Raw genomic sequence first — 12,316 nt, 5'->3', positions numbered from 1 at the left:
TCTTATTTGGTGAATTCATATTCTCGCTCCACTTTACAAATTCGGACTTTGTACCAAGAATACCAAGTTCTGATTCCTTTCCTTTGTGCTTCGCGATGTTCCATTTGGGCCTTCCAATGGGCAATGGCTTCCAAACTCTCCCAATAACTGATGGTCACACCCAATCCGTCGCGGGCACTTTCAAAATCCAAAAACCCGGGCTGTTTCCGGGCCAATTCCTCCATGGCTACGGCCATTTCGCCATAACCGTTGTCGCCATCGGTGCGCAGGCTTGTAAAAATGACCGCATAGTAAGGTTTCTGTAGTTCCATATCGGGGATCAATCAATGTATTCTTTCTCCAAAAAATAGTTCACCAAAGCCTCTTTCATTAAAATAGCCTGTTCTCCCGATTTTAAGGGAGGTAGTTGTTCCTTGACCTTATAGTGGGGCCATCCATCATCATCAAAAAAATCAAAATCATAGTAGCCATAGGGTTCCAACAATCTACAAATAGCAATATGCATAAGATTGATCTTCTCATCTTTTTTGAAGCTTCGGTGAAAATTTCCCAGCTCCTGAACTCCCACCAAATAGATTATACCATCAATTTCCAAAGGATCACCATCAGAAAATTGCCGAGATAATCTTTCCACCAAAAGCTCCCATCGTTCCTTTAATTTCTCGTCTCTTGACATATCATTTGCATGAATTCCAAAGGTACAAATCAATATTCTATATTTGTTAAAACCCGCATATGAGCTTTTTGGATATTGTTATTGGGATTTTATTGGTTTGGGGCCTCTACAAGGGCCTTAAAAATGGTCTTTTTGTGGAGATTGCCTCTTTGGTGGCATTGATTGCCGGAATCTATGGGGCCATCCATTTCTCATATATTACTGGGGATTATTTGGCCCAGCACATGAACTGGAGCGAGCAGTACATGAACATTGCAGCATTTTTAATCACTTTTTTTGCCATTATCCTATTGGTCAACTTTGCTGGAAGGTTCTTGACCAAAATTGCTGATTTTGCTATGCTCGGCCTTTTGAACAAGCTCTCAGGCGGTATTTTTGGGGCACTGAAGGTCGCTGTTATCTTGGGCGCCATGCTTATCTTTTTTGAACGCCTTTCCACGCCTTTGAACCTAATCAATGAAGAGACCAAAAAAGAGTCTGTTTTTTATACCCCCATAAAGGATATTGGTGCTTTTATATTTGATCTTGTGCTTCAGAATGAGAAAGCCCAAGAAGAACTAGAATTCAACGGAGAGACCATTTAACTGTCCACACCTTCATTTGTACTTACATTTTTGCAATTCAACGTAAGAATTTGCCATCTATGGAAAATTTATGGGAAAAGTAGTTTCCTCCATTAGATTAGCATTCAGAACACTGGGATATTAGAACCTATCCCTGAAAGTACCCCGATAATGAAAAAATTATGTAGCGCAATGCTGCTCATTGCAACTGTTGCCTTGTTTACCATGTGCAACTCCACTTCAATTGAGGATGAGATTGAATACACCGAGGCGACCCTTGGGAATGAAAAAATTTCTATAGACCCCAACGGTATTGAGGATAAACTCATGGATATGGTCAACGAACACAGGGTTTCCATAGGAATGAACACCCTCCAAGACAGTCCGTCCTCCTACAAATATGCCGAGGAACACAACAACTATATGATTGCAAAAAACAAACTGAGCCATGACAATTTCGAGTCTAGGGCCAATAAGATAGCCGAGGAAACCGATGCAATTGGGATTTCGGAAAATGTAGCTCGGTATTATATTTCAGCAGAAAAAACAATGGAAGCTTGGTTAGTGAGTGATTCCCATAAAAAAGCCTTGGAAGGAGATTATACCCATACTACCTTGAGCGTCCAGTTGGATAAAGAGGGTAGACCCTATTACACACAGATTTTTATTAAAGTGGAATAACAACCACGTACATTTATATTAGTGTTGAAGACCTGTTTGCCAAGCAGGTCTTTTTTGTGAAACACTATGTTCCCTCTCAGGTTTTTTTTACCTTTCCTAAAATCTTGAGATATGGCCATACAAGCTCCTTTTAACCTAAACAAATGGGTCGAGGAAAATAGGGATACATTAAAACCTCCTGTAGGCAATAGGAATCTTTACAAAGAAGCTGATGATTATATTGTGATGATCGTTGCCGGGCCCAATGCCCGAAAGGATTACCATTATAACGAAACCGAAGAGCTTTTCTATCAATTGGAAGGTCATATTGAAGTTCATATTCAAGAAGATGGCCAAAAAAAGACCATGAAGCTGGGCCCAGGCGACATGTATCTGCATCCTGCCAAAGTTCCCCATTCACCAGTGCGCCATGAAGGGTCCATTGGGCTGGTGGTTGAGCGCAAAAGGAAAGACATGAAAGTCGATGACGGACTACTTTGGTTCTGTGATCACTGCAACAACAAACTTTATGAGGTCTACTTTACCTTAAACGATATTGAGAAAGATTTTTTGGCCCATTTTAAGCACTTTTACAGTTCCGAGGAACTGCGTACCTGTGACCAATGTAGAACGGTCATGCCTATTGATGAACGCTTTATTGCCAAGGAAGAATGATACTCCTCTTAGCTAAAATTGTAGTAATTATTGTGGCTTTGCTCCACATCTATTTTTTATGGTTGGAAATGTTCGCATGGACCACAAAGGCAAAAAAAGTATTTCGTCAATTCCCTGAAAATTTGTTCGAACCCACCAAAACCCTTGCCGCCAACCAAGGGCTCTACAATGGTTTTTTGGCAGCAGGGCTCCTATGGTCATTAATCATCCAAGACCCTATTTGGCAGGTAAACTTAGCCCTGTTCTTTTTAGGTTGTGTAGCCATTGCCGGCATTTATGGCGCCCTTACCGCTTCCAAAAAAATATTTGTGGTACAAGGGTTACCCGCTTTGTTGGGTATAGTTCTGTTTCTCTTGTATCTTTTCTTTTGAAAACCTTCTTTTTCCCTCCTAGATTATTTGTAATTTTGAAAAAATATAACAATTCACGATTAAAAAGTTATAAATGTCAAACACAGCGACTGCTATTGGAATGGAAGAAGCTTTAAAAAAGCTTGGACTCAAAGAAATAAACAATGGAACTTCTACAGGTTCGGAGCATTTTGGTTCGGGTGATACCATCGCTTCCTATTCACCTGTCGATGGTGCACTCATCGGGAAAGTAACAACCACTTCTCCTGAAGATTACAAAATGGTTATGGATGCAGCCACCTCTGCTTTTAAAAAATGGCGATCCATCCCTGCACCCCAAAGAGGTGAAATTGTAAGACAGTTCGGGGATAAACTCCGTGAACTCAAAGAACCTTTAGGCAAATTGGTTTCCTATGAAATGGGAAAAAGCTACCAAGAAGGGTTGGGTGAAGTCCAAGAGATGATAGACATCTGTGATTTTGCCGTTGGCCTTTCCAGACAACTGCACGGATTGACGATGCATTCGGAGCGCCCTGGGCATAGAATGTACGAGCAATACCATCCACTTGGTGTAGTGGGAATTATCTCTGCTTTTAATTTCCCGGTTGCTGTTTGGGCTTGGAACACCGCATTGGCATGGGTATGTGGTGATGTGTGCGTCTGGAAACCATCGGAGAAAACACCTCTCTGTGGTGTTGCATGCCAAAACATCATAGCCGAAGTACTTCAAAAGAACCATCTACCAGAAGGAATTTCATGTTTGATCAATGGCGATTACAAAGTGGGCGAGCTCATGACAAATGACAAACGTATTCCACTGGTATCAGCCACAGGTTCCATCAGAATGGGTAAAATTGTGGCCCAAGCCGTAGCGGCAAGACTGGGAAAATCGCTATTGGAGCTTGGAGGTAACAATGCCATTATTGTAACTCCCGACGCTGATATTAAAATGACCGTAATCGGTGCCGTATTTGGTGCTGTCGGAACGGCAGGACAACGTTGTACCTCAACCCGTAGATTAATTATTCACGAATCTATTTACGATCAAGTAAAAAATGCGGTTACCGATGCCTACCAACAACTTAGAATTGGTAATCCTTTGGATGAAAACAACCACGTTGGTCCTCTAATTGATGTTGATGCCGTTAAAATGTACCTCAACGCTCTTGAAAAAGCTGAGAAAGAAGGCGGTAAAATACTTGTAGAGGGAGGGGTACTAGAAGGGTTGGAATATGAAAGTGGCTGTTACGTTAAACCGGCCATAGTTGAAGCCGAAAACTCCTTCAAAATTGTTCAGGAGGAAACCTTTGCCCCAATCTTATACTTATTAAAATATTCCGGAGAGGTTGAAAACGCCATTGAACAGCAAAACGGTGTTGTACAAGGTCTTTCATCGGCCATTATGACCAACAACCTTAGAGAGGCCGAGCGATTTTTATCAGCTTCAGGTAGCGATTGTGGTATCGCCAATGTGAATATTGGAACATCAGGCGCAGAAATAGGAGGTGCTTTCGGAGGGGAAAAAGAGACTGGTGGAGGTCGCGAAAGTGGTTCTGATGCTTGGAAAGTTTACATGCGACGCCAAACGAACACTATAAATTACACTACAGAATTGCCCTTGGCACAAGGCATTAAATTTGACTTATGATGTGTTGGTAGTTAAACCCATAAAAAAGCCCGGAGAAATATCCGGGCTTTTTCTTTTTATGAATTCATCATTCCTTTGATGTAATCTATAATGGATTTGAATTACACTTTCCACTAAACAAAGTCGCCCATTTAGGATGAACACTAAACGGGCGATCTTAAAAAACCAACTTAACTAACTCAAACTTAGTTTGATTAAACCCTACTTCAATGCCGGAACCTAGTCGGGAGAAATAGGGTTTCTTACCTAATATTTGCCACGAATTTCATACTATTTGAGGAATCTTCTAAAGGCATTCGTATCAGTGGTAGTAAAAAATGTATGATTTGCCCTTTTAACCCTGTTTTCAGTTTCCATACCTTGTAATCTGTATACGATAAGCACCTAAAAAGCTCAATTTCTTAACATTAAATCAACGATTTTAAGATTTTTTTAATATTTTGGATGTGGTATTCATAAACCTTTTCAACCTCGACCAATGGATTTTCAAGACTCAAATACTTGGTATTGGATTATCTTGGCGCTTACCGGTATAGTTGCAGGTGTTTTGGGCTATTTATTTGGAAAATCCGATGTTCCCTCGGCACCCGATAATTTCAGTGAATTGAGCAAACTGGATATAGAAAATGCCAAACTACGGGCCGATTTGGAAATTTGCAAAAAACGATTGTCCGCAACCAACACTTCCAAAGTAAGTCCCAAAGTATCCAATAAAATTGCCCATACACCCACACCACAGTTTAATGCAGATGCCGCCCGGACCGCATTGGGCAAAAAGGTGAAATTGGACGACCTGAAAATTGTTGAAGGTATAGGGCCCAAAATAGAGACGCTCTTCCATAATTTCGACATAAAAACTTGGAAGGCCCTATCGGAAACCTCGGCCGATACATGCCAAGAAGTATTGGATTCGGGGGGTAAAAGATTTAGAATCCATGATCCTGCCTCATGGCCCATGCAAGCCAAAATGGCCTATGAAGGACATTGGGAACAATTGTCTGAATGGCAAGAAAAACATAGGGCCGGAAAGTTTTAGATTACCAGCAAAACTCCCTTAAATCATTCCGTTTGCAGTGACCCACTTGAAAGTATACTGCTCCTCTGAAAATTTCATCCGCTCAGCAATCCGTTGTAGTCGCTCTGGCAATCTCATCAGATAATCACGGGCCTTTTCTGCCGTATCTGAAAGCGCCTGTAGACTTCCCAACTGCCAATAATCATTCAACTTTTGTAGAATTTCAATATAGTCTTGGGCTGTGTATACGCCCAATCGCTGTGCACAATCTGAAAATTGTTCAAATGCAAACCCCATACTTCCGCCCGATTCACGTAAAAAGTGTGCCGGCATTACAATTTTTCGCTTCATCATGTCGGCAAAAGCCTCTACCATATTGTTGGGGTCGTGTTCTAAAATAATCTTCACAAACTCCCTGTAGGCCAAATGGTGACGCATTTCGTCGCCAGCAATGATGTTGCACATTTTGGCCAAAGATTTATTTCCCTTTTGCCGAGCCAACTTGCCCACTCTTTTGTGGGAAATGTTCGTGGCCAATTCCTGAAAAGAGGTATAGACAAAATTCTTGTAGGGGTCTCTATCGGTACCGATATCAAACCCATCCGAAATTAAATGTTGGGTAGTAATTTCCACTTCCCGCATGTTTACCCTTCCAGATAGGTAAAGGTATTTGTTCAACACGTCTCCGTGCCTGTTTTCTTCTGCGGTCCATGCCCTTACCCATTTGCTCCATCCATTTTCCTTACCGTTGTGTTGATCAATTCCCTCAACATCCATCAACCAAGACTCATAAGTTGGTAATGCTTCCTCGGTAATGGTATCTGCCACCAAGGTTACCCAAAAATCATAGCCCAGTTCTTTGGCCTCACCACGAATCTGTTCCACTTCATCAAAAAATTTATCACTTTGGGAATCTGGCAAGAAGTCTGTGGGTTGCCATATTTCTTCAGTAGGAATGAGAAACTCCTTCATAAATCCTTCCACTTTCGGCTCAATGGTTTGCATTACCTCCAACCGAATATTCTTTTCTGGCATAAACTAGTTTTTTGCAAAGGTCTCCATTAAATTCTGAAAATGGATGGAATAGTTCTAATTTCTTCCTCTTTCCCCAGGATAAAATGTATGAACGGCATCACTTTGCCAAAACTCCTTGGTTTCCACATCCATTATGGTCAACGCTCCCATAAACGCGGCCCCAGTATCCACATTCCATACATTGGCCCCATTTTTAGGGATAACCTCTTCGGTTTTAGAGATAGGTGTATGGCCTATAAAGACTTCTTTATATTGATGTAATCTTTTAGGAAAATTGGAATCTGTTGGGGTCAGTTTGGGGTCTACTGCCATGGCAAGTTCCCATAAGGTACGATCCCAATAAAATGATTGTTCAAAATATTCAAAATCTACCCCTTTAAGGTTAGTATACCCGGCATGTAGGTAAAGCCTGTTATCTTCTGTTAAATGGTAGTTCTTTAATCCAGCGTAAAACTCAAGGTGTGCGCTCCAATCATTGCGACCATCGTTCAGATAAGAATCCCTTGTTGCTGTTCCACCATGGGCAAGCCACTGAGGATTCTCTTTTTTGGTCAACAACCATTCCCTGCACAGTTCATCATGATTGCCTCTAATGAATGTGCAATCAAATTCTCTGTTCAAATCCAAAAGAAAGTCAACCGTTTCTACAGCAGTACTCCAACCATCCACATAATCTCCCAAAAATATCAGATGATCTGTTGAGGTGATCTTTGCTCTTTGAAGAAGTTGTTCCAAAGCTCGCAATCCTGAATGGATATCCCCCACAACCAATGTTCGCATATCAAAATTTTTGACAATATTACGGACAAAAGGCGCGATGCATACTAAATTAAGGTAAAGTTTTCCATTGGATAAGACCCTGTTCCCAAACAAAAGGATGGCGTTTTTTGGATGAGAGTCTTTTTTATATGTACATTGGGATAGTACAAGGAAAAAATGAAAAAAGTATTCTGCATAGGTGAAGTATTGATAGATTTTGTTGCTGAAAACCAAGGCAACGACCTTTCAAAGGCCATAAAATTTACCAAGAAAGCGGGTGGAGCACCCGCCAACGTAGCTTGTGCCATATCCAAGCTTGGTGGCCGGGGTGTTTTTATTGGTTGCGTGGGGGAAGATCCTTTTGGGAACTTTTTGCTTGATGTCCTAAAAGCTGAAAATGTGGATACTTCGCTGGTCCAACGCTCTGAAACCTTTACTACCCTTGCCTTTGTTTCATTGGCCGAGAATGGTGAACGCGATTTTGTATTTAGCAGGGGTGCCGATCGTGAGTTAGGATATGATCCCCTATTGCGAAAAACCTTTAAGGACAATATTCTGCATTTGGGTGCTGCAACCGCTCTTTTAGGCGGACCTTTGGAAAAGACCTACAGCAAATACCTCTTTGATGCGCTTACCAAGGAAATGTTTATAAGCTTTGACCCCAATTTTAGGGGTGATCTTTGGAAAGAAGATGAGGAAACCTTTGTGAAAAAATGTATGCCGTTTGTGGAAAAGTCCCATTTGTGCAAATTCAGTTTGGAAGAAGCACAACTAATATCCGGTAAAGCCGATCCCATGCAAGCATGCGAATTTCTACATGAAGTGGGTAGCAAGATCATTACCATAACCTTAGGGGCAGAGGGTACTTTACTCAGTGCCAATGGCGTTAAAAAAATTATTCCCAGCATTCCAGTAGACCCAGTAGACACCACTGGAGCTGGAGATGCATTCATGGGTTGCCTCCTCCACCAAATTTCGGATTTGGGGAATTTTGATCCTGTTTTTGAACAATTTGACCTCCTGGAAAAAATGGTTGAAATGGCCAACCGGGCCGGTGCGTTGACCACAACCCAATATGGGGCCATTGCGGCATTACCTACCAAAGAACAGTTGGAAAAATAAAATGACCCAAGCCCAATTACATCAGCTTTTGCGTTCCCAATTAAAGGAAAACGACCCAAAGATCTTGTTCGACCTGAGATTGGCCACCAATGTAAGCTTGATCCAACAGCTTTTCTTTTCCCTTTACCCTGAGCAAACCCATCAACTCCATTTTGAAAAGTTGTTGAAACTGCTTCCCAAATTATTTGCTTCCCGTCCAGAAGCGTTGAAAAAACAGGATCTGCGGCGTTTAAAAGCCGGGAATTGGTATCAGTCCGAACAAATGGTCGGTATGCAACTCTACGTAGAGCATTTCAACAAAGACCTGAAAGGACTTCAAGAAAAAATACCCTATTTTAAAGAACTGGGCATCAACTTTATCCATATCATGCCCATCACCACAAGGCCTAAAGGGGAAAATGATGGGGGATACGCTGTAAACAGCTACCATGAGGTGGATAAAAAGTACGGCACCAAGAAAGACCTGCTGGCCTTGACCGCTGAATTCAGAAAGCAGGGGATTTTCCTAATGCTGGATTTTGTGGTCAACCATACCTCCAATGAATTCCCTTGGGCCAAAAAAGCTGTTCAGGGCGACAAAAAGTATCAAGGCTACTATTACATCTATGAGGACAACACGATTCCGTTGGAGTTTGAAAAAAACTTACCCGAAGTGTTCCCAGAAACCTCCCCGGGTAACTTTACCTATGTTCCAGAAATGGAAAAATGGGTAATGACCGTTTTCAACAGTTACCAATGGGACCTCAACTATACCAACCCCGAAGTCTTTCTGGAGATGCTCACCAATCTGGTGAAACTGGCGGATATGGGGGTGGATGTGGTCCGGTTCGATGCCCTCGCATTCCTTTGGAAAAAAATGGGGACCATCTCGCAAAACCTTCCAGAGGCACATGACCTAATTTCACTTTTTAGAATGTGCCTGCAGGTGGTGGCTCCCGGCACCATTCTGCTAGCCGAAGCTATTGTGGCCCCAACGGACATCATTAAATATTTTGGGGAAGGGCCTACAAAAGGGAATGAATGTGAAATGGCCTACAATGCCTCTTTAATGGCTCTTTTATGGAATTCCATTGCCACCAAAAAAACTTCCTTGCTCTATAAAAGTTTGGCCCATGTTCCTCCAAAACCAAAGGACTGTACCTGGATCAATTACATCCGTTGTCATGATGATATTGGTTTGGGGTATGAAAATCGGTTGATCGAAGAATTGGGCTGGAATCCGGCCCAGCACCGAAAATTTTTGTTGGATTATTATTGCCAAAGGCTCGACTGGTCCCCTGCAAAAGGGCTGCTCTTCATGTACAACCCAAAGACCGGGGATGGTAGGATCACAGGAAGTGCCGCATCATTATTGGGTTTGGAAGAAGGGCTTGCCAAAGAAAATAAGGCTTTGATCGATCAGTCTGTTTCCAAAATCATCATGATGCATGCCATTATCATGGCGTTTGGAGGAATCCCCTTGATTTATGCTGGAGACGAAATCGCTACGCTCAACGACTATTCCTTTAGAAACGACCCCTCCAAAAAAGAGGATAGCCGATGGGTAAATCGGCCGATGCAGGATTGGCAAGTCGTTTCTAAATTGGATGATGATAGTTTACCCTCTTCCCAAATTTTCCGAAGACTCCAACATCTTATTTCCATCCGAACGGAGAATTCAATTTTTGCTGACCATAATGACATAGAGCTATACCATACTGGAAATGAACACATTCTTGTTTTTGAGCGAAGTTGCCAAAATGAAGGTCTTCTTGTTATCAGCAATTTTGATGAAAACCCACAGGTTATGGAGACCAGTTGGGTTAAAAAATTGGGGTATTTTGCCCAAGGAGAACCTACAGATCTAATTTCCGATACAAAAATTAAAATCAACAGCGGTTTATTGGAGATAATGCCCTACCAAATTATTTGGTTGAAAAGGAGTTAGTTGTACCTCACCTTTCTAAGGATTCGCTGGGATTCTTTCAGCGAGAGATATATACTTTGATCATGGGTTTTCAGCAAGGGTCTGGCCTGGTCCATTTGTTCTTTGGCCTCTTCAAAACCATTCAAGTAGCAAATAAGGTAGGTAGCCGGCAAATGGGTTAAATCAATTTGCTCGGCACTCGTCAGGGCTATTTCCTTTCCAGTTTTTGTAGTAGTGCATTGTTGGCATTATATACATGGAACAGGGTTTTTTTGTCATATTGTGGAGGCTCAAAAATCAATTTGCTGTTGATGGTGTATTTGCCATTTTCCGAAAAGGTGATTACCATCTCTTCCAAGGGATAATACTTTTGCTGAGCACCCAATCCCAATTGCACAAACTCCAGAGTACTGAATGAATCATCATCATAAGCAATGGTAATCTCGTCCAAAGCTGAATAGAACAGTTTTACCTGTTCATTGATCAACTCAATATCTACTCGGGAATAATACGTCTTGTTTTTTACTTTCTTCTTGTTGCCTGCCCAACAGACTACAAACTGTTCCTTGAAAACTTTGTAATCACTGGTTAGATCGGGATGCCTCGTGTTCATAAAATTGATTACGGCATCCAACGTGAGTTCAATATTGTTGCGGGCATGCTGCTCTATGGTGGCCACAACCTCAGAATTAATATCCTTCAACTCAATATCAAAAGCCTTTGGCAAACTAATGCTCCCTTCCCTGAAGAAAACTGCGCCACCGTAATACTTCCAAATATTCTTCCGAAGGGCACAGACCTTCCCATTAGATCGAATGGTGACCAACCCCACTACCTTTCCTTCGGGCAAATGGGGAAATGGAATGTTCTCATAGGATATGATGGGCGGATTGTCCAGATAGGCATTCACCAAGTTCTGGATCTTGCTGTCGTCGAAAAAATCGACCCCCACAATCTCATTGTCGGCATCCTCCACTCCAACCACGATAAAGGAATTGTTCTTGGGGTTGCTATTGGCCAAAGCACAGACATGCTTTAAAAATTTGGCCTTGCCTTCTTTTTCACCTATGGATATAAAACGCTTCTTGTCGTAAAAACTGTTTTCGTCGTTATGCGCTAAAAGATTTTTTACCAGTAGGCGTTTATTGATCATAGCTCCTTTTTCACGATGGTGCTACTAGCTTGGGCTGTGGGCATGACCACCAAATCTGCAATGTTGACGTGATAGGGGCGGGTGACCACAAAAAGGATAATATCCGCAATATCTTCAGGCTTTAAGGGTTGAAAACCTTGGTATACTTTAGAGGCCTTATCGGCATCTCCCTTAAACCGCACATCGCTGAATTCGGTCTGTACCAAACCAGGATTGACCGCTCCAACCCGAATACCATAGGCATTGAGGTCTATCCGCATCCCTTGATTAATGGCATCCACGGCATGTTTGCTGGCGCAATACACATTCCCGTTGGGATACACTTCCTTGCCTGCCGTTGACCCAATATTGATGATATGTCCTGCCTTGCGTTCCACCATTTGAGGCAATATGGCTTTGGACATGTACAACAAGCCTTTTACATTGATGTCCAACATGGCTTCCCAATCGTCAATACTTCCCTTGTCTATGGGGTCCAAACCGTGTGCATTTCCAGCATTATTGACTAAAATATCAATTTGGGAGAAAGCTTTGGGCAAACTTTCAACAGCTACAAAAACAGCCTCCCTGTCCCTCACATCAAAGTTCAACGTATGGATTTCAACATTTCCCCCAAGTTTTTCCTTCAACTCATCCAAGCGATCTTGTCTACGCCCGCACAAGACTAAATTAAATCCTTGCTTTGCAAAAATCTCTGCCGTTGCCTTTCCAATACCACTGGTTGCTCCAGTGATCAATGCTGTTTTCTTCATTA

General features: G+C 42.1%; 13 protein-coding genes and 1 pseudogene. 8 read left to right on the top strand and 6 right to left on the bottom strand.

Annotated elements, in window-relative coordinates:
* Positions 1-2 precede the first annotated feature (2 nt).
* Positions 3-311: an antibiotic biosynthesis monooxygenase family protein gene (locus ACP14V_RS01045; RefSeq protein ID WP_272609224.1), complete on the bottom strand. Its 309-nt coding sequence runs from the start codon at positions 309-311 to the stop codon at positions 3-5.
* Positions 312-319: 8 nt separating this feature from the next.
* Positions 320-676, bottom strand: coding sequence for a hypothetical protein (locus ACP14V_RS01040; protein WP_272609223.1), 357 nt, complete (start codon positions 674-676; stop codon positions 320-322).
* A gap of 59 nt (positions 677-735) precedes the next feature.
* Here ACP14V_RS01040 and ACP14V_RS01035 point away from each other — a divergent pair, with 59 nt between their 5' ends.
* From ACP14V_RS01035 to ACP14V_RS01010, 6 genes are all read left to right on the top strand, one after another.
* A complete protein-coding gene (locus ACP14V_RS01035) occupies positions 736-1,260 on the top strand; it encodes a CvpA family protein (protein ID WP_272609222.1) in 525 nt (174 codons plus the stop codon).
* Positions 1,261-1,410: 150 nt separating this feature from the next.
* The gene (locus tag ACP14V_RS01030) at positions 1,411-1,920 is read left to right on the top strand and encodes a CAP domain-containing protein (RefSeq protein ID WP_272609221.1); all 510 of its coding nucleotides are present in this window, start codon (positions 1,411-1,413) and stop codon (positions 1,918-1,920) included.
* A gap of 111 nt (positions 1,921-2,031) precedes the next feature.
* Positions 2,032-2,574 (top strand): 3-hydroxyanthranilate 3,4-dioxygenase, encoded by a 543-nt coding sequence (locus ACP14V_RS01025; RefSeq protein ID WP_272609220.1) that lies wholly within the window; start codon positions 2,032-2,034, stop codon positions 2,572-2,574.
* Entirely contained in the window at positions 2,571-2,945 is a 375-nt protein-coding gene (locus ACP14V_RS01020) for a DUF1304 domain-containing protein (RefSeq protein WP_409557923.1), read from the top strand. Before ACP14V_RS01025 ends, ACP14V_RS01020 begins: the two co-directional genes overlap by 4 nt.
* 73 nt (positions 2,946-3,018) lie before the next feature.
* Positions 3,019-4,572 carry an aldehyde dehydrogenase family protein gene (locus ACP14V_RS01015; protein ID WP_272609219.1) on the top strand — a complete coding sequence of 518 codons (1,554 nt, stop codon included), beginning with the start codon at positions 3,019-3,021 and terminating at the stop codon, positions 4,570-4,572.
* Positions 4,573-5,050: 478 nt separating this feature from the next.
* Positions 5,051-5,608 (top strand): hypothetical protein, encoded by a 558-nt coding sequence (locus ACP14V_RS01010; protein WP_272609218.1) that lies wholly within the window; start codon positions 5,051-5,053, stop codon positions 5,606-5,608.
* A gap of 18 nt (positions 5,609-5,626) precedes the next feature.
* Here ACP14V_RS01010 and ACP14V_RS01005 read toward each other — a convergent pair whose 3' ends face one another.
* Both ACP14V_RS01005 and ACP14V_RS01000 read right to left on the bottom strand, forming a co-directional pair.
* Positions 5,627-6,622 carry an acyl-ACP desaturase gene (locus ACP14V_RS01005; protein ID WP_136565203.1) on the bottom strand — a complete coding sequence of 332 codons (996 nt, stop codon included), beginning with the start codon at positions 6,620-6,622 and terminating at the stop codon, positions 5,627-5,629.
* A gap of 54 nt (positions 6,623-6,676) precedes the next feature.
* On the bottom strand, positions 6,677-7,402 hold the full coding sequence (locus ACP14V_RS01000) for a metallophosphoesterase (RefSeq protein WP_272609217.1): 726 nt from the start codon (positions 7,400-7,402) through the stop codon (positions 6,677-6,679).
* A 156-nt stretch (positions 7,403-7,558) separates the two neighbouring features.
* Between ACP14V_RS01000 and ACP14V_RS00995 the strand changes: the two genes are divergently transcribed.
* Both ACP14V_RS00995 and ACP14V_RS00990 read left to right on the top strand, forming a co-directional pair.
* On the top strand, positions 7,559-8,503 hold the full coding sequence (locus ACP14V_RS00995) for a carbohydrate kinase family protein (protein ID WP_136565201.1): 945 nt from the start codon (positions 7,559-7,561) through the stop codon (positions 8,501-8,503).
* A 1-nt stretch (position 8,504) separates the two neighbouring features.
* Positions 8,505-10,430 (top strand): alpha-amylase family protein, encoded by a 1,926-nt coding sequence (locus ACP14V_RS00990; RefSeq protein WP_272609216.1) that lies wholly within the window; start codon positions 8,505-8,507, stop codon positions 10,428-10,430.
* On the opposite strand, the pseudogene ACP14V_RS00985 reads toward ACP14V_RS00990, so the two are convergent.
* Both ACP14V_RS00985 and ACP14V_RS00980 read right to left on the bottom strand, forming a co-directional pair.
* Positions 10,427-11,562, bottom strand: a pseudogene (locus ACP14V_RS00985) (ATP-binding protein). The gene ACP14V_RS00990 and the pseudogene ACP14V_RS00985 overlap by 4 nt on opposite strands.
* The gene (locus ACP14V_RS00980; RefSeq protein ID WP_272609214.1) at positions 11,559-12,314 is read right to left on the bottom strand and encodes an SDR family NAD(P)-dependent oxidoreductase; all 756 of its coding nucleotides are present in this window, start codon (positions 12,312-12,314) and stop codon (positions 11,559-11,561) included. The pseudogene ACP14V_RS00985 and the gene ACP14V_RS00980 overlap by 4 nt, the downstream one beginning before the upstream one ends.
* Between the last annotated feature and the right edge of the window lie 2 nt (positions 12,315-12,316).

The sequence above is a fragment of the Flagellimonas alvinocaridis genome (assembly GCF_965248585.1).
GTDB lineage: Bacteria > Bacteroidota > Bacteroidia > Flavobacteriales > Flavobacteriaceae > Flagellimonas > Flagellimonas alvinocaridis.
The sequence above is the reverse complement of the archived record's forward strand: the minus strand, read 5'-3'. Positions and strand labels throughout refer to the sequence as shown.